Source organism: Halorubrum trapanicum, from assembly GCF_002355655.1.
Classification (GTDB): Archaea; Halobacteriota; Halobacteria; order Halobacteriales; family Haloferacaceae; genus Halorubrum; species Halorubrum trapanicum_A.
In genome coordinates, this window is the sequence record NZ_AP017569.1 from 363628 (window position 1) to 379895 (window position 16268).

Annotated in this window: 16 protein-coding genes and 1 tRNA gene; 6 read left to right on the forward strand and 11 right to left on the reverse strand. The window is 70.7% G+C overall.

The window, feature by feature from the left end; translation table 11 throughout:
• Positions 1 to 79: 79 nt before the first annotated feature.
• From CPZ01_RS01740 to CPZ01_RS01760, 5 genes are all read right to left on the reverse strand, one after another.
• The gene (locus tag CPZ01_RS01740) at positions 80 to 1171 is read right to left on the reverse strand and encodes an ABC transporter permease (protein WP_096393139.1); all 1092 of its coding nucleotides are present in this window, start codon (positions 1169 to 1171) and stop codon (positions 80 to 82) included.
• The gene (locus CPZ01_RS01745) at positions 1164 to 2408 is read right to left on the reverse strand and encodes an ABC transporter permease (protein WP_096393140.1); all 1245 of its coding nucleotides are present in this window, start codon (positions 2406 to 2408) and stop codon (positions 1164 to 1166) included. The genes CPZ01_RS01740 and CPZ01_RS01745 overlap by 8 nt, the downstream gene beginning before the upstream one ends.
• Complete coding sequence (locus CPZ01_RS01750; protein WP_096393141.1) at positions 2405 to 4084, reverse strand: ABC transporter ATP-binding protein; 1680 nt, start codon at positions 4082 to 4084, stop codon at positions 2405 to 2407. The genes CPZ01_RS01745 and CPZ01_RS01750 overlap by 4 nt, the downstream gene beginning before the upstream one ends.
• Before the next feature lie 95 nt (positions 4085 to 4179).
• Complete coding sequence (locus CPZ01_RS01755; RefSeq protein ID WP_096393142.1) at positions 4180 to 5307, reverse strand: BMP family lipoprotein; 1128 nt, start codon at positions 5305 to 5307, stop codon at positions 4180 to 4182.
• A gap of 201 nt (positions 5308 to 5508) precedes the next feature.
• The gene (locus CPZ01_RS01760; RefSeq protein ID WP_096393143.1) at positions 5509 to 7068 is read right to left on the reverse strand and encodes a phosphohexomutase domain-containing protein; all 1560 of its coding nucleotides are present in this window, start codon (positions 7066 to 7068) and stop codon (positions 5509 to 5511) included.
• A gap of 111 nt (positions 7069 to 7179) precedes the next feature.
• Between CPZ01_RS01760 and CPZ01_RS01765 the strand changes: the two genes are divergently transcribed.
• A complete protein-coding gene (locus CPZ01_RS01765; RefSeq protein WP_096393144.1) occupies positions 7180 to 7458 on the forward strand; it encodes an acylphosphatase in 279 nt (92 codons plus the stop codon).
• A gap of 10 nt (positions 7459 to 7468) precedes the next feature.
• On the opposite strand, the gene CPZ01_RS01770 is transcribed toward CPZ01_RS01765, so the two are convergent.
• Both CPZ01_RS01770 and CPZ01_RS01775 read right to left on the reverse strand, forming a co-directional pair.
• A complete protein-coding gene (locus CPZ01_RS01770; RefSeq protein WP_096396089.1) occupies positions 7469 to 7969 on the reverse strand; it encodes a hypothetical protein in 501 nt (166 codons plus the stop codon).
• A gap of 259 nt (positions 7970 to 8228) precedes the next feature.
• The gene (locus CPZ01_RS01775) at positions 8229 to 9338 is read right to left on the reverse strand and encodes an OBG GTPase family GTP-binding protein (protein WP_096393145.1); all 1110 of its coding nucleotides are present in this window, start codon (positions 9336 to 9338) and stop codon (positions 8229 to 8231) included.
• 205 nt (positions 9339 to 9543) lie between these two features.
• Between CPZ01_RS01775 and CPZ01_RS01780 the strand changes: the two genes are divergently transcribed.
• From CPZ01_RS01780 to CPZ01_RS01795, 4 genes are all read left to right on the forward strand, one after another.
• The gene (locus CPZ01_RS01780) at positions 9544 to 9744 is read left to right on the forward strand and encodes a VNG_1110C family protein (protein ID WP_096393146.1); all 201 of its coding nucleotides are present in this window, start codon (positions 9544 to 9546) and stop codon (positions 9742 to 9744) included.
• Between the two features lie 87 nt (positions 9745 to 9831).
• Complete coding sequence (locus tag CPZ01_RS01785; protein WP_096393147.1) at positions 9832 to 10983, forward strand: CapA family protein; 1152 nt, start codon at positions 9832 to 9834, stop codon at positions 10981 to 10983.
• Between the two features lie 77 nt (positions 10984 to 11060).
• Positions 11061 to 12083 carry an NADP-dependent oxidoreductase gene (locus CPZ01_RS01790; RefSeq protein WP_096393148.1) on the forward strand — a complete coding sequence of 341 codons (1023 nt, stop codon included), beginning with the start codon at positions 11061 to 11063 and terminating at the stop codon, positions 12081 to 12083.
• Positions 12084 to 12206: 123 nt separating this feature from the next.
• Positions 12207 to 12689, forward strand: coding sequence for a hydrolase (locus CPZ01_RS01795; RefSeq protein WP_096393149.1), 483 nt, complete (start codon positions 12207 to 12209; stop codon positions 12687 to 12689).
• Between the two features lie 33 nt (positions 12690 to 12722).
• Here the strand turns inward: CPZ01_RS01795 and CPZ01_RS01800 are convergent, their stop codons facing one another.
• From CPZ01_RS01800 to CPZ01_RS01815, 4 genes are all read right to left on the reverse strand, one after another.
• Positions 12723 to 14009, reverse strand: coding sequence for a sulfatase-like hydrolase/transferase (locus CPZ01_RS01800; protein ID WP_096393150.1), 1287 nt, complete (start codon positions 14007 to 14009; stop codon positions 12723 to 12725).
• Between the two features lie 331 nt (positions 14010 to 14340).
• Positions 14341 to 14425, reverse strand: a tRNA-Leu gene (locus CPZ01_RS01805).
• A gap of 69 nt (positions 14426 to 14494) precedes the next feature.
• The gene (locus tag CPZ01_RS01810) at positions 14495 to 15067 is read right to left on the reverse strand and encodes a phosphatase PAP2 family protein (protein ID WP_096393151.1); all 573 of its coding nucleotides are present in this window, start codon (positions 15065 to 15067) and stop codon (positions 14495 to 14497) included.
• 42 nt (positions 15068 to 15109) lie between these two features.
• Entirely contained in the window at positions 15110 to 15811 is a 702-nt protein-coding gene (locus CPZ01_RS01815; RefSeq protein WP_096393152.1) for an endonuclease III domain-containing protein, read from the reverse strand.
• 123 nt (positions 15812 to 15934) lie between these two features.
• Between CPZ01_RS01815 and CPZ01_RS01820 the strand changes: the two genes are divergently transcribed.
• Complete coding sequence (locus CPZ01_RS01820; RefSeq protein WP_004598280.1) at positions 15935 to 16243, forward strand: hypothetical protein; 309 nt, start codon at positions 15935 to 15937, stop codon at positions 16241 to 16243.
• The last annotated feature ends 25 nt before the right edge of the window (positions 16244 to 16268 follow it).

The following is a 16268-nucleotide window of genomic DNA, read 5'->3' on the forward strand; positions in this document are numbered from 1 at the left end:
GGCGGACGCGTTCCGACGTGAGCCGGCCGCGAGAAAGCGCCGGAGCGGACCAGCGTGGAAAACCGCTCGACAGCTTCGATTACTCCTCGGTCTCGTAGTGTTCGCCCGCCGCCTCGGGGAGCCGCGTCCGACCGACCAGCGCGAGCACGACGATGACGACCACGAAGGGCGTGATCCGGATGAGCTGGCGGGGGACCCCGATCCCCTGCGTCTGGAGGACGGTCTGGAGCGCGTCCAACCCCGCGAACAGCATCGTCGAGAAGAACGTCCCGACCGGATTGTAGTTGCCGAACAGGTACGCCACGATGGCGATGAACCCCTTCCCGTTGACCATCGTCGGGCCGTTCCCGGTGAACAGCCCGAGGTCGAGCGACAGCGCCGCGCCACCCATCCCCGCGAGCGCGCCCGAGATCAGCACCGCGGCGTACCGGACGCGGGTGACGCTCACGCCGGCGGTGTCGAGCGCCTTCGGGTTCTCGCCGCTGGCGCGGATCCACCGGCCGAACGCGGTCCGCTCGAACACGTACCACGACCCGGCGACGGCGACGAACAGCATGTACACGGACGGCGACGCCGAGAACAGCGCGCCGAAGAACGGGATGTCGGCGAGCACCGGCACCGATATCGACCCCGTCGTCGCGACGGTCGGGGAGTTCGGGCTCCCGTAGAACACCTGCGAGGCGAACGGGGCGAGCCCGAGCGCGATGAGCCACACCGCGAGCCCGGCGATGATCTGGTCCGCCCGGAACCCGATCGTCACGACGGCGAAAAGCGCCGCGAGCAGCGTGCTCGCGACCACTCCCCCGGCGTAGCCGACCCAGACCCCGCCGGTGACGTCGGCGACGTAGACGGCGCTGAACGCCGAGATGATCAGGAGCCCTTCCAGCCCGATGTTGATCACGCCGGACTTCTCCGCGAAGATCCCCCCGAGGGCCGCGAACGCAATCGGCACCGAGAGCCGCAGCGCCGAGGCGAGCGTGAACCGGCTCGTGAGCGCGTCCGCGAGCGTCCCGGCGACCGAGTCCGGGAAGACCAGCCCGGCGAGAAGCAGCGCGACCACCGCGGCGACCGTCGCGCCGGCGAAGAGCGCGCGGGCCGAGTACCGCTCGAAGATCGACTCCCGCTCGGGGCCCGACTCGGTCGCCGAACCGTCGGCGGACGCGTCACTCATCCGTCTCACCTCCGTCGGTCGGGACGCCGCCGTCGGTCGCGGCCGCCTCCGGCTTCCGTCCGGTCCCCGGGAACCCGCGGGCCAGCAGCCGGAAGAACTCCGGCATCGCCACGAACAGGATGATCAGTCCGCGGAGGACCCCGACGAGCTGCGGCGGGACGTCGGTGGCGAACTGGACGACCGTCGTCCCGCTCTTCAGCACGCCGAAAAGCAGCGCGGCGATCCCGACGCCGAGCGGGTTGTTCCCGGCGAGGATCGAGACGGTGATCCCGTCGAAGCCGTACGAGGGGATCCCCGTCTGGAACGTGCCGAGCACCATCATCACGTACATCGCGCCGGCGATCCCGCCGAGCGCGCCCGAGAGCGTCAGGCTCGCGACGACGGTGCGCTTGGCGTCGACGCCGCCGTACTCGGCCGCCTCGGGCTGGACGCCGCTCGTGCGCACGTCGTACCCGAAGGCCGTGTGTTCGAGGACGTAGTACAGCGCGCCGAGCGCGAGCAGCCCGAAGGCCAGCGCGACCAGCGAGAAGTCCTGGCGCGCGCCGAACAGCACCGCCGGGAACTGCGCGAACTCGGGGAGGGGGACCGTCTGGTTGGCAGCGCTCTCGGGGTCTTTGAACACGCCGCTGACCAGATACAGCGCGACGCCGGTCGCGATGAAGTTGAGCATGATCGTCGTGATCACCTCGTTGGCGTCGGCGTACGCCTTCAACAGGCCGGGGATCGCGCCGTAGAGGCCGCCGAACACCGCCCCGACGAGGAGCCCGAATGGGATCAGCACGACGGTCCCGACGACGCCCGACACGAGCGACGACGCCCAGAGGACGCCGAGCGCGGTCGCCAGCCCCCCGACGACGAGCTGGCCTTGGGTTCCGATGTTGAAGATCCCGGCGCGGAACGCCAAGGCGACGGAGAGCCCGGTGAATATCAGCAGCGTCGTCTCGCGGAGGGTGACCGCGAACTGCCCGTTCGGCGACCAGCCCCCGCTGAGGGGGTCGCCCAGCGCCCCGAGGAAGAGGCGGTCGAACACGACGACGGGGTCGTAACAGAACCCGGTCCCGAAGTAGTACACCGCCTCGCCGGCGGTACAGGTCGTCATGCGCCCGGCGACGAGAACGAGCACCGCGCCGATGAGCACGGAGAGCACGAGCGCGGCCGTGCTGATCAGGATCCGCTCGGTCGCGGACGCCGTGGCGAGCCGAGAGAGCGCCTGCCGCACGCGGTCGGCGGCGCTCACGCCCGCTCACCGTCCGTGGGGTCCGCGCTGTCGACCGGCTCGTCCCGATCCCGCTCGCCGGAGCCGCCGCCTTCCGTCTCGTCGGGGTCCCCGCCTCCCGCGTCCGGGTCGACCGCCGCGTCGACGTCGGTCGCGGTCGGCTCGCCGTCCCCGGCGTCGCCCCCCGGCCGCTCGCCCGCCATCAGCAGGCCGAGCTCCTCTTCGGTCGTCTCGTCGGGGTCGACCACGTCGATGAACTCGCCCTCGTAGATGACCGCTAAGCGGTCCGAGAGTCCCTGTACCTCCTCCAGCTTGGAGGAGACGAGGAGGACCGCAACGCCCTGCTCGCGGAGCTCCAGCAGCCGCTCGTGGATGAACTCGATCGAACCGACGTCGACGCCGCGCGTCGGGTGCGAGGCGACGACGAGCTCCGGGTCGCGCTCGAACTCCCGACCGACGATGAACTTCTGCTGGTTGCCGCCGGAGAGCGACTCCGCGTCCGCGTCGGCGTCCGGCGGCCGGACGTCGTACTCGTCGATGATCGCCTCCGCGCGGTCGCGCGTCCTCGGCCAGTCGATCCGGCCGCCGGCGGCGAGCTCCGGGTCGTGTTGGCTCCCCAACAGCCCGTTCTCGACGAGGTCGAACTCCATCACCAGCCCGCGCTCCTGACGGTCCTCGGGGACGTACGCCATTCCGGCGTCGATCCGCTCGCGCCGCGACGCGGTCGTCACGTCCTCGTCGCGGAACCGGACCTCGCCCGCGTCGACCGACTGGAGCCCGGTCACCGCCTCGACGAGCTCCGACTGACCGTTGCCGTCCACGCCGGCGATCCCGAACACCTCGCCGCCCCGCACGTCGAAGGAGACGCCGTCGACCGCCCGGACGCCGCGGTCGTCCTCGACGACGACGTCCGAGACCGACGCGACGACGTCGCCCGTCTCCGCGGCCCCGTGATCGACGTCCATGAGCACCTCGCGGCCGACCATCAGCTCCGCGAGCTCCTCCTGGCTCGTCCCGTCGGCGTCGACGGTCCCGACCTTCCGCCCGTCCCGGAGGACGGATATCTCGTCGGCCGCGCGCATCGCCTCGCCCAGCTTGTGGGTGATGAAGATGATCGTCTTCCCCTGCGCGGTGAGCTCCTCCAGCACCTCGAACAGCTCGTCGACCTCCTGCGGCGTCAGCACGGCGGTCGGCTCGTCTAGGATCAGCGTCTCGGCGCCGCGGTACAGCGCCTTCAGGATCTCGACGCGCTGCTGTTCCCCGACGGAGACGTCCTCGATCCGCGCGTCGGGGTCGACGTCGAAGCCGTACCGGTCGGAGAGGTCGACGACGGCCTCCCGGGCCGCGTCTCGGTCGACGGCGAGCCCGCCCCACTTCCGCGGCTCGTTGCCGAGCGTGATGTTCTCGGTGACGGTCATCGGGTCAACGAGCATGAAGTGCTGGTGGATCATCCCGACGCCGGCGTCGATCGCGTCCCGCGGCGAGCCGAACGCCTTCGGCTCCCCGTCGAGCAGAACCTCTCCCGACGTCGGTTCGTAGAGGCCGTAGAGGACGTTCATCAACGTCGTCTTCCCGGCCCCGTTCTCGCCGAGGAGGGCGTGTACGGTACCGCGTTCGACCTCGAGGTCGACGTCGTCGTTCGCCACGACGCCGGGGAACCGCTTGGTTATCCCGTCGAGGTGGACGGCTGTGGCCATTGTCTGGTTCTCTCTGGTTCGAGGGGGCGTGAATATGTTTGGATATGGGTCGGACCGCGCGACGCGCCCCACGGCGGCGGCCGGTCCGTGGAGCCCTACGTGTCCGAGGGCGACGAGGGAACGTCGATATCGCCGGCGATGATGTCCTCCCGGGCGCTCGCGACCTCGTCGCGCACCTCTTGGGGGATCTCGGAGCCGAGCTGGTCGCCGTAGACGAGCGCCACGCCGTCGTTGTCGAGCCCGAGCGTAATGTTCGAGCCGCCGGGGAACTCGCCCTCGACGGTCGCCTCGATCGCGTTGTAGACGGCGGTGTCGACGCGCTTGACCATGCTCCCGAGGATGACGTCGGCGTAGTCGGGGCGCGTGATCGACTGGTCGCGGTCGACGCCGATCGCGAACTTCCCCTGCTCCTGTGCGGCCTGGAACACGCCGGTGCCGGTGTTGCCCGCGGCGTGGTAGACGATGTCAGCGCCGCTGTTGTACATCGAATTCGCCGCCTCGCGACCCGCAGCGGGATCGCTGAAGCTCCCGGTGTAGTTGACGCTGACGTCGACGTCGTCGGCGCCGGCGGCGACGCCCGCCTGGAAGCCGGCCTGGAACTTCTGGATCAGGGAGGACTCGACGCCGCCGACGAACCCGAGGTTCGTGGAGTCGCCCTGGGTGGAGCCGGCGCCAGCCGAGAAGTCGCGGGTGGTGAGCAGGCTCGCCATCAGGCCCGCGAGGTACGACCCCTCGTGCTCCCGGAACGTGTAGCTCGCGACGTTGTCCGCCTCGACGACCTCGTCGACGATCATGAAGTCCTGATCGGGGTACGACTCGGCGGTTTCCGAGAGCGAGTCGGCCTGGAGGAAGCCGATACAACACACCAGGTCGTAGTTCGGGTCGGTCGAGCTCGCGAACTGCTGCTGGAACGTGCTGAACTGCGCCACCTCGTCCGGCTGGGCCTCTCCGAACGAGATGCCCAGCTCCTCTTCCGCTTCGAGCGCGCCCTGTTGGGCCTGGTCGTTGAACGACCCGTCGCCGAGGCCGCCGGTCGCGTACACCATCCCGACGTTCGCCGCCGGGGCGCTCTCGCCGTCGGACCCGTCGGAGCCGTCCGAGTCGGTCGAGCCGTCTGATCCGTCTCCGCCCTCACTCGGGCCGCCGCTACATCCGGCGAGGCCGACCAGGCCCGCCGCGCTTGCCGCCTTGATGAACCGCCGCCGATCGAAGTCGGATGTCATCTCGTTCCTATCCCCGTCGGAACGCGGCATAAATTCGTCGTTCCGAGGGCAGCGATGTGACACGTTCGTGAAGGGACTCGGCCGAATACCGGGCAAAATCCCCGCCGATCCCCGTGATCCGATCCACGAATCCGAATTTTACACGGTCGTGAACGTGGCGACGGGATCGACGGAGTACCGCGCCCGGACCGTCGGCCCGACCTACGCCGCCGCGACCGCGTCCTCGACGACGCCCTCGACCTCGGCGACGAGGGCGTCGACGTCGTCGCTCTCGGCGTACACGCGCACGTACGGCTCCGTGCCCGAGGGTCGCACGAGCGTCCACGAGCCGTCCTCGAACTCCAGCCGGACGCCGTGGTCGGTGTCGACCGCGGCGTCGGGGAACGCGTCCGGCAGCGCCGTCTCCAGCCTGTCCATCACGGGTTCCTTCGCGTCGTCGGGGCACGAGACGCTCACCTTCCGATACGGGCGCTCTGTGACCGGCTCTCGGAGCGCGTCGAGCCCCTCGTCGGCGACGAGGCGCGCGATCACCGCCGCGGAGGCGACCCCGTCGATCCACCCGCCGAAGGCGACGTGGACGTGCTTCCACGGCTCGGCCGCGAACACGACGCGCGTCTCGGCGCCGACCTCCCCGGCGGCGCCCGCCTCGCCGACCGCACCGGCCTCGCCGAGCGCGCCGGCCGTGCCGGCTTCCTCCCGAACGGCCGCGATCCCTTCGTGGAGCGCGCCGAGTCGCACGCGCTCGACGCGCCCGCCGGCCTCCCGGACGCGCTCGTCGATCCGGCCGGAGGCGTTCGGCGTCGTCACGACGACCGGGTCCGCCGCGTCGCTCGTCCGAGTGTACCGCTCCGCCAGCACCGCGAGCACCGTGTCCTCGTGGACGACCTCGCCGTCCGCGTCGACGATCACGATCCGGTCGGCGTCGCCGTCGTGGCCGATGCCGAAGGCGAACCCCTCGGCATGGCCCGCTTCGCCTGCCCCGTCGTCGCCTCCCTCAGCGCCGTCGCCGTCCCTCCGGTCGCCCGTCGGCCGCCCCGGGTTCTCGACGCCCTCGTTGGCGTCCGCGACGAATGCGCGGAGGTCGGCGAGCGTCTCCGGCGTCGGCTTGCTCCCGCGGCCGGGGAAGTGACCGTCGACGTTGCCGTTGAGCGTGACGACGTCGGCACCGAGCTCGCGGAGGACGGTCGGCGTCGCGGGCGCACTCATCCCGTTGCCGCAGTCGACCGCGACCCGGAGGCCGTCGAGGGGGGCGCCGAATCCCGCCGCGTACTCGCGCACGTCGTCGAGGTAGTCGCCGAGCGGATCGGCTCGGGTCGCCTCGGTCCACTCGTCCCACGGGGCGACCGGCTCCTCGTCGGCGACTCGCGACTCGACGGCGCGCTCCGCGTCGCGGTCGAACTCCGTCCCGTCGCGGAAGAGCTTGATCCCGTTGTCGGTCGGGGGGTTGTGCGAGGCGGTGAGCATCACGCCGTAGCGACCGCGCGAGGCGTGCGCGAGCGCCGGCGTCGGGAGTCGCCCGGCGCGGCGCACGGCGACGCCGCCGGCGGCCAGCCCGGCCTCCATCGCGGCCGCGAGCGCCGGGCCGGTCACCCGGCCGTCGCGGGCGAGGACGACCGTGGGTTCGGGGCTCGACTCGGAGGGCGACCCCTCGCTTCGCGATCGGATCTCGGCGGCCACGGCTCGCCCGACGGCGAGCGCGAGCGCCGGCGTGACGCGCTCCTCGACGCCGCCGCGTATCCCGGCGGTTCCGAACAGGTCCATGTCGCCCACCTCGGCGCCCGGGAGTTAGTAGGCGTCGGTTGCGGGCGCGGGTCGGTCGAATGTCGGTCGCGGGCGGGCCGTTTAACAAGCAGGCGGTCGCACGACCGAGCGATGACCGACCGCGTTCGCGCGCACGTCTTCGTTTCCGGCCGCGTTCAGGGCGTCTTCTACCGAGCGAGCACCCGCGACGCCGCCCGCGAGGCGGGCGTCGACGGCTGGGTGCGGAACCTCGACGACGGCCGGGTCGAGGCCGTCTTCGAGGGTCCCGAGGGAGACGTCCGCGACATGGTGGCGTGGTGCGAGACCGGAAGCGAGGCCGCCGAGGTCGAGGACGTCGACGTCGAGTACGGCGAGCCGGAGGGCGAGGACGAGTTCGAGATCAGGCGGTGACGCGGCCGGGTCAGTCGTCGTCCGCGGGCGTCGACTCTCCGGCTCCGGGGGCGGCCTCGGCGCCCCGGCCAGCTCCGTTTCGAACGCCGAGCTCCTCCAACGCGCGCAACACGACGATCGCCTCCACCACGTCGCGCTCCTCGGTGTAGGGGTCGTCGACCGCGTCGAGGGTCGCCTCAGCCTCACTCGCGAGCCGCGCCTCCAGTTCCGTCTGGTCCGTCTCGGCCTTCGTCGCCGACAGCAGCGCCTCGTGGTCCTCGCGGAGGTCCAGGGAGACGTGCGCCGCGTTACACCGCGAGAGGGGGTGTGTGTCCATCTCGATCGCGAGGTCGCTCACGAGGTCCCAGTCGTCGGCGCAGAAGCGCAGGGTGACGGTGCCGACCACGTCACGCCACGCGATCGGCCCGCCGTTCTCCATCAGCCGGAGCGCGCGCGGCGGCACGGCGATCCGGGTGTGGGTGTCGTCCCGGCCGCACAGACAGCAGGGAGTGTTTTTCAGTCCGGCGTACACGCCGATCGCTACGCGCCGGAGAGGGGTGTGCGTTTCGGCGGCGGAGTGCCCTTCGGCCGCGCCGGGAGCGCCGTCGACGACTCGCGACCGCACAGAGCACTCACGCCGTCGATGGAAGAAAGGTCACGATGAGACGTCCGTCGCCGAAGCTCCTCGCGGCTGGGGGCTTCGGCGGTGTTCGCCGTCGATCGACTGGCAGCTATTTATAACCGATCGGGGAGCGCCTGATGCGATAGCGCTGTCACGTCTATTTAAAAGTCTACTTCCGAGCGACGATCCGGAGCACGTCCTCGTCGGCGAGTTCGTGCCCCTTCCCGACCTGCTGGTCGTCGTGTTTCGCGCTGTCGCCGGACACCCGCGCAAATTTAAACCGCTCGTCGAACTCGCCGCCGAGCTTCGAACAGGCGTCGCCGACGGTGTCGCCCTCGAAGAGGATGAGGGGCTCCTCGTAGTCGACGCCGCGTCCCGGCTTGTCCATGTAGATCCGAATCACGCCCAGCTCCTTCCAGAGGCGCTCCTTGAGCCCGTCGAGGCCGAGTTCCTTCTCGGCCGAGATGAAGAGCACGTCGTCGGGGTCGAGGTCGCGCTCGCGCAGTTCCTCCTTCACCGTCGGGAGATAGCTCTTGTCGATGAGGTCCGCCTTGTTGACGGTGACCATCGAGGGGAGGTACTCCCGGTTGTCCATCACGGCGTCGACGAGTTCGTCGATCGTGAGGTCGTGGGGGATCGTCACCTTCGCGTTGACGTAGCCGTACTCGCGGAGGACCTGCTTGACCGTCTCCTCGTCTAAGCTCACGTCGTCGCTCATCGTCACGCCGAGCCCGTCCTTGTGCGTCTTCCGGATGTTGATGTTCGGCGGCTCGGTGTCGAGGCGGATGTTCGTCGCGTACAGCTCCTCGCGCAGGCGGTCGTACTGCTCGATCTCGAAGACGGAGAGCATGAACACGACCAGATCCGCGGTCCGGACCACCGAGAGCACCTCCTTCCCGCCGCCGCGCCCGCCCGCGGCGCCCTCGATCAGCCCCGGCACGTCGAGGATCTGGATGTTCGCGCCGCGGTACTGCAGCATGCCGGGGTTGACGTCGAGGGTGGTGAACTCGTAGGAGCCGACCTCGCTGTCGGCGTTGGTGAGGGCGTTGATGAGGGTGGACTTGCCGACGCTCGGGAAGCCGACGAGGGCGACCGTGGCGTCGCCGTGCTTCTCGACCGCGTAGCCGTGGCCGCCGCCGGCGGAGGACTGGTTCTCCAGCTTCTCCTTCTTCTCCGCGAGCTTCGCCTTCAGACGCCCGATATGAGCCTCGGTGGACTTGTTGTAGGGCGTCTCGGCGATCTCCTCGCGGAGGTCCTCGATCTCCTCCTCCAGTCCCATTACCCGTCTCTCGGCCGGTCGGCTCGTTAAAGGTGTTCCTTCGAACCGCCCGCATGGCGGCGCGGACCGCACCGCCCGCCCGGCGGCGCGGACTAGACCGCCCGACCGCGCTCCGCGAACCGACGGATCGTCGCCGTAGGAGTGGTTGGACCGCCGATACTTCGACACGGTTATATCGGCGCCGAATAATCCCAACCCACGCCGAATGCCAGACCCGTCGAGCCTCCGTGACAGCACGCAGATCGTCCTCCCGCGCCGCGCGCTCGACGGTCACCGAGAGTCCCTCGAAGCCCGGTTCACCGTCACCGTCGTCGAGACGGCCGAACAGTACCGGATCATCGGCAGCCCGGTCGAGATCAAGGCCGCGAGCGACTACCTCACGCGCAACGGCGTCGCCGTCGCGTAGCCGTTTTCACCTCCCCATTCTGCCGAACCACTCCGCCGTCCGCCCGTTCGGAGGGTTAAAGTCGCCGCTCGCCGAGGCCACGTGACGATGGTCTCTCGCCGGTCGCTGCTCGCCGCGGGCGTCGCGGGTCTCGGCGGGACCGCCGGCTGCGCCGCCGTTCCGTCCGGCCTCGACGCGGGCGACCCTGCCGCTGACGACGGCGACGCCGACGACGGACCCCTCGGCGACGCACGGATCGGCTTCGTCGGCGACCTGATGCTCGGACGCAGCGTCGCCGACCGCTGGGCCGAGAGCGACGACCCGGCGGGCGTCTGGGGGACGACGCTCCCGCGGCTCCGCGATCTCGACGCGCTCGTCGGCAACCTGGAGTGTTGCGTCTCCGACCGCGGCGAGCGCTGGCCGGACAAGGCCTACTACTTCCGGTCGCCGCCGTCGTTCGCGATACCCGCGCTGGAGGCGGCGGGCGCCTCTTTCGTCTCGCTCGCCAACAACCACGTCCTCGACTACCGGGAGCCCGCCCTCCGCGACACCCGAACGCACCTCGCGGACGCCGGGATCGCCCGCGCCGGCGCCGGCACGAACGCCGACGCGGCGCTCGAACCCGCGACGTTCGAGGCCGGCGACCTCACCGTCGCCGCGTTCGGACTCACCGACCAGTCGACGGCGTTCGCGGCGACCGACGACCGCCCGGGCACCGCGTTCGCGCGCCTCGACCCCGCCGTCCGCGAGACGCGCGCCCTCGTCGGCGACGTCCTCGACCGCGTCGCCGACCTCGGTCCGGACCTCGTCGTCGCCTCGCTCCACTGGGGCGCCAACTGGGAGACCGAGCCCCGCGCGGTCCACGAGCGGTTCGGCCGCTGGCTCGTCGAGCGGGGCGTCGACGTCGTCCACGGCCACAGCGCCCACGTTCTCCAGGGCGTCGAGGTGTACGAGGGGAGGCCGATACTCTACGACGCGGGCGACTTCGTTGACGACTACGTCGACTACGTCGACCGCGAGGGCGTCCGCAACAAGCGCAGCGCGCTGTTCGAACTCGTCGTCCGCGACGGCGACCCCGCCGCGCTCGACGTCCGCCCGACCGAGATCGTCGACGAGACCGCGACGCTGGCCGACGGCGACGTCGCCGAGTGGGTTCGGGAGACGGTCGCCCAGCGCTCCGCGGCGTTCGGGACCGACGTCGAGGGCGTCGACGGCGAGCGCGACGGCGGCCGGTTGCGGATCCCGCTGGGCGGCGACTGACCTCGTCGCCCGCCCGAGTCGCCCCCGCGCCCTGCTGGGGTCCAAACCCTATTGCGTTTCATACCCTAACGTCGGCCGTGACGAACACCAACCGCGAGTGGCTTCTCGCCGAGCGGCCGACCGGCGAGCCCGATCGGGACAGCTTCGAACTGCGCGAGACGGACATCCCCGACCCCGCGCCGGGCGAACTCCTCGTCCGGACGCGGTTCCTCTCCGTGGACCCGTACATGCGCGGCCGGATGCGAGAGGGGGAGTCGTACGCCGAGCCGTGGGACGTCGGCGACGCGCTCAGGGGCGGCGTCGTCGGCGAAGTGGTCGAGGCGGAGAGCGACGCGTACGACGCGGGCGACCTCGTGACGGGCGAGGGGACGTGGGCCGACTACGCGACCCTCGACGCCGACGACGTCGCGCCGGTCGACCCGAGCGTCGCTGCCCCCGAGGCGTACCTCGGCGTCCTCGGAATGCCCGGCCGAACCGCCTACTTCGGGCTCCTCGAAGTCGGCGAGCCCAAGCCCGGCGACACGGTCGTCGTCTCCGGGGCGGCGGGTGCGGTCGGCTCCGTCGTCGGTCAGATCGCGAAGCGCAACGGCTGCCGCGTGGTGGGCTTCGCCGGCAGCGACGAGAAGACCGACTGGCTCACCGAGGAGCTCGGCTTCGACGCCGCGATCAACTACAAGTCGACCGACGACTACCGCGCCGCGCTCGACGAGGCCGCGCCCGACGGCGTCGACGTGTACTTCGACAACGTCGGCGGTCCCATCACGGACGCCGTGTTCACGAAGCTGAACCTCGACGCGCGCGTCGCGGTCTGCGGCCAGATCGCTCACTACAACGACGAGGAGGTCCCGACCGGACCGCGCAAGCTCCCGGGGCTGATCCCGGTGCGGGCCAAGGTCGAGGGGCTGCTCGTCGGCGACTTCGCGACCCGCTTCGGCGAGGCGAGCGAGCGGCTGGGTGAGTGGGTCGCGAGCGGCGACCTGAAACACCGCGAGACGGTCGTGGAGGGGCTGGAGAACGCCCCCGACGCCTTCCTCGGCCTGTTCTCCGGCGACAACATCGGCAAGCAGGTGGTGCGGGTGTCGGCGGCGGACGCGGAGTAACGACGCCGGCTCAGTGCCGCCCCATCCCACCACATCCCACCCATCCCATCCACCGCTCCGCGCCGGTGAGACGCGCGCCGATCGGAGCGTAACGCAAAAACGCCAACAGGGCGTAGCACAGCCGTGCTGTTCGCGACCCACCTCCTCATCGGCGCGCTCGTCGCGCGGAACCGCTTCCCGGTGCCGTGGGTCGTCGCGGGCGCGGCGCTCCCGGACCTCGTCGACAAGCCGCTGGCGATGCTCGGACACGTCCCCACCTATCACTCCGTCGCCCACTCCGCGCTGTTCGCGAGCGTCCTCGGCGCCGGGTGGCTGGCGGCCCGTCGGTACGGCGCCGCGTCGGCCACCGGAGCCGTCGCGGCGGTCGGCGTCGGCTGGGCGACGCACCTCGTCGCGGACGCCGCCCACATCAGTATCAACGGCCGACCGGAGAACACGGTGTTCCTCCTCTGGCCGGTCGTTCGGAGCTGGAACTCCATCGGGGCCGGTCCCGGGTCATTCGCGCTCCAGTACCTCTGGACGCCGTCGTTCTACGTCGAGGTCGCGATATGGCTGTTCGCCGGCGCGCTCCTGTTGCGCGACGGCCCGCCGGAGATCGGCGCGTGACTCCCCCTACTCGACGTATTCGAGGGCGCGCAGCTACTCGACGTATCCGAGTGCCCGCAGGTGCGACTCGTCGAGACCGGAGAGGTACTGCTCGTCGCCGACGAGACCGCCCGCCTCGGCGGCCCGTTCGAGCAGCCCCTCGGGGACGCCCGTCGCCGCCGCGCCGTCGCCGTACGGGTCCCCGACGACCGTCTCCGCGGCCGGGTCGCCCACCTCGTAGCGGGCGTGGACCACGTCGGTGCCGTCCGCCGTCCGCCGCCCGAACAGCTTCTCCCCGTCCGCCCGGCGGACCCCGCGGACGACTCCCTCGGCCGTGAGCGTCCCCGCGACCGTCTCCACGTACTCCCGGCCGAACGCCGTCGGCGGCGCGGCCGCTCCCGGTTCGGGTCGGAGCATACCGGGCAGGTCGACGAGCGAGACCTGCTCGTCCACGGTCGACTCCGGCCAGTCGGGCCGCGCGACGACGAGCGGGACGCGGACGAGCGACTCCCACGAGGCCGGCGGCAGGTGGCCGAACACTCCCCGCCCGGGGTCGAGGCACTCCCCGTGGTCGGCCGTCACCGCGAGCACGTCCCGGTCGGGCCTGTACAGCCCGCGCTCCCGGAGTTCGCTCACGAACTCGACGACCGACCCGCCGAGGTGTTCGCAGGCCCGCCGGTACAGCCGCGCGACCGTCTCGGCCTCGTCCCGGTCCACGTCCGCGGCGTCCCCTATCGTGAGGCTCCGGCTCATCGCGGCCGCCCGGTCCGAGTCGAGCGTCCCGGCCGCCTCGCCGTCGCTCGGGACGTAGTAGGGACTGTGGGTGTCCATGTAGTGAAGCCAGCAGAACACCGGGTCGGGCTCCCCCGACAGCGCCTCCAGCGCGCGCTCGTGGAGCCGCGCCGCCGGCCGATAGTAGGGGTCGGCGAGCCCGAGGCGCCGAAAAGTCGGCCAGAGGCGCCGGAAGTACGCCTGCTCGACGGGACGCGTCACCCCGCGCGGAAGGAGGTCGTCCAACAGGTTGCTCAGCCCGCCGGCCTCCCCGACGGACCGCTCGGTCAGCGCGTCGGCGGCGAGGGGGTTGTCGGTCAGCAGTTGCGTGCGGTAGCCGTCGGCCGAAAACGACGACGGGAGCAGCGGGTCGTCGACCGCCCCTTCCTCGTCGATGAACCGCCCGGTCGCGAGGGCCGGGATCGAACTGGCCGTGTGCGAGGCCGGGGCGACCGCGTTCGCGAACCGGGTCCCGCCCGTCCGTTCCGCGACCGCGTCGACGAGTTCGGTCGCGTGGTCCGCCCTGAGCGCGTCGGCGGACAGGAGAAAGACGTTCGGCGGGCGTGGCATCTGGCCGCAGTACGCCGCCGCTGAGGTTATATCTGTTGTCGCCGCAGGATTCGACACCTCGCGGTGTGGCGTCGCCGAGCGATTCCCGAGGAGAGGCGTGCGCGGGACCGGATTCGAACCGAACCCAGACGTGCTCGCTTCGCTGCGCGCGTCTGGGAGGGTTCGAATCCTCGCAACGATGAGTCTCCTCGCGAACTGCTCGGAGACACATGCGCGGGACCGGATTCGAACCGAGGCGAGAAATGCTCGCTCACTCCGTTCGCTGCGCCTTTCTCGCTGGGCTCAAATCCGCTCCTGCTCCCTCGCTCAGTCGCTACGCTCCTTCGCTCAGTGCGCGGGACCGGATTTGAACCGGCGGACCCCTACGGGATAGCGTCCTAAGCGCTACGCCTTTGGCCTGGCTCGGCAACCCGCGCGCGAGTACCCGTACCCGAGTGGTTCAAAAATAGTTGTCGCTACCGACCCGCCGCGCCCCGATTGTCCGCTCAGATGTCGGTGTCGAACGGCAGCAGATCGAGCACCGCCTCCTCACCGACTCGATCGAGGAGCCACTCCGCGAACAGCACCGCGGCGACCCCGAGCCCCATCCCGAAGAGGGTGTCGGAGAGGTAGTGCGTCCCGAGGTAGATCCGCGAGAAGGAGATCAGTCCGGCGAAGCCCGCGGCGACCGCGAACGGGAGCTCGTCGGAGTTGCGCGCGATCGCCGCGTACGCCGTCACTGCGGCCGCGTGTCCCGAGGGGAACGAACTCGTCACGCCGGTGTCCCCCTCGGTGATACAGATCGGATTCGGTGGGAACGGGCGGTCGACGAGCGACATCAGCCCCCAGACGACGACGCCGAGCAGCGACAGCGCGACGACGCTTTTGACGAACTCCTCGCGCCAGCCGGCGAGGTAGAACAGCCCGACGAACACGACCCCGGCCGTGACGGAGCCGAGCCCGGTCATCGACGTCATCATCACGGTCAGAAGCGACGTGCGGATCGCCCCGACGAACTCGACGGCGAGATGGTCGACCGTCTGGACGGCGTTCAGAACCGCTCCGAGAAGGGCGAACATGAGTGATCGATCCTATCGGCCGAACGACCATAGAGGCCGCGCTCACCGGCAGAACTCGCAGTCGCAGTACGCGTCGCAAACGGGGTTGTCGCAGTCGGCGCCGCGGGCCGAGCAGCGTTCGCGGCCGTGTCGGATCAGGAGGACGTGAAGCGGGTAGATCAGCTCGTCGGGCACCCGTCCGTCTAACACCTCGTGCGCGCGCTCGTTCGACGCCGACTCCGGCACCAGGCCGAACCGCTTCGAGACGCGCTCGACGTGCGTGTCGACCGCCATCGTCGGCTTTCCGAAGTGGAAGTTCAACACGACGCTGGCGGTCTTCGGGCCCACGCCCTTGATCTCGGTGAGCCAGCCTTTCGCCTCGTCGGTCGGCATCGCGTCGAGGAACGCCAGCGAGTACGCGCCGCCGGTCTCCTCGCGGATCGCGGTCAGGGCGCGCTGGATTCGGGCCGCCTTTTGCTCGGCGAGCCCGGCGACGCGGATCGTCTCCTTCAGCTCCTCGTGGTCGGCGGCCTCGATCGCGGCGAAGTCGTCGTAGCGGTCGAACAGCGCCTCCGAGGCGCGCCGCGTGTTCTCGTCGGCGACGTTCTGCGAGAGGATCGTCGTCACGAGCTGGCGGACGCCCTCGCCCGGCTCGGCCGTCGGGTCCGCGCCGTGCTCGGCGACGCGGTCGACCGGCTCGTACAGCTCGACGAGGTCGTCGTGAAGCGCCCGGACCCGCGTCTCGTCCCACTGCTGTGTCGACATACGCGCGCTACGTGGGCGGGCGACTTGAGCGCGGCGGAGGCGGTGGGATCGTACGCTCCGAACGCGGTCGGAGCCGGGCCGCGGACGCGGTCGTTTATATCCCTTGCCGGCCAATCACCCCGCGTGTACCGGGCGAGCGACCGAGTCGACAACGAGGCGTGGATCGAGCTGGTCGAGGAGGCGTGCGTCTCGCTCGACCTCGACGAGGAGACGCGCTCGACCGCGGTGGACCTCTTCCTCTCCCGCGCGCCCGACGACGACCGGGGGAAGCGCGTCGCGGCCGCGGCCAGCCTCTACGCCGCCGGCCTGATCCGCGGCGAGGAGCGCTCGCAGTCCGCCGTCGCCGACGCGATGGACGTCTCGCGGCTCTCCGTCCAGAAGCGATGGAAGCCGATCCTCGAAGACGCGGGATTTTCGCCGCCGTCGTGGTGAAATCTGGAAGATCCGGCGTTTGTCG

What these genes read in the sequence shown, in the direction of transcription:
- CPZ01_RS01815 (WP_096393152.1), bottom strand. Translation starts at nt 15,811, where the DNA reads ATGTCGACACAGCAGTGGGACGAGACGCGGGTCCGGGCGCTTCACGAC.
- CPZ01_RS01765 (WP_096393144.1), top strand. Translation starts at nt 7,180, where the DNA reads ATGACCGACCGCGTTCGCGCGCACGTCTTCGTTTCCGGCCGCGTTCAG.
- CPZ01_RS01800 (WP_096393150.1), bottom strand. Translation starts at nt 14,009, where the DNA reads ATGCCACGCCCGCCGAACGTCTTTCTCCTGTCCGCCGACGCGCTCAGG.
- CPZ01_RS01785 (WP_096393147.1), top strand. Translation starts at nt 9,832, where the DNA reads ATGGTCTCTCGCCGGTCGCTGCTCGCCGCGGGCGTCGCGGGTCTCGGC.
- CPZ01_RS01780 (WP_096393146.1), top strand. Translation starts at nt 9,544, where the DNA reads ATGCCAGACCCGTCGAGCCTCCGTGACAGCACGCAGATCGTCCTCCCG.
- CPZ01_RS01750 (WP_096393141.1), bottom strand. Translation starts at nt 4,084, where the DNA reads ATGGCCACAGCCGTCCACCTCGACGGGATAACCAAGCGGTTCCCCGGC.
- CPZ01_RS01755 (WP_096393142.1), bottom strand. Translation starts at nt 5,307, where the DNA reads ATGACATCCGACTTCGATCGGCGGCGGTTCATCAAGGCGGCAAGCGCG.
- CPZ01_RS01810 (WP_096393151.1), bottom strand. Translation starts at nt 15,067, where the DNA reads ATGTTCGCCCTTCTCGGAGCGGTTCTGAACGCCGTCCAGACGGTCGAC.
- CPZ01_RS01740 (WP_096393139.1), bottom strand. Translation starts at nt 1,171, where the DNA reads ATGAGTGACGCGTCCGCCGACGGTTCGGCGACCGAGTCGGGCCCCGAG.
- CPZ01_RS01760 (WP_096393143.1), bottom strand. Translation starts at nt 7,068, where the DNA reads ATGGACCTGTTCGGAACCGCCGGGATACGCGGCGGCGTCGAGGAGCGC.
- CPZ01_RS01775 (WP_096393145.1), bottom strand. Translation starts at nt 9,338, where the DNA reads ATGGGACTGGAGGAGGAGATCGAGGACCTCCGCGAGGAGATCGCCGAG.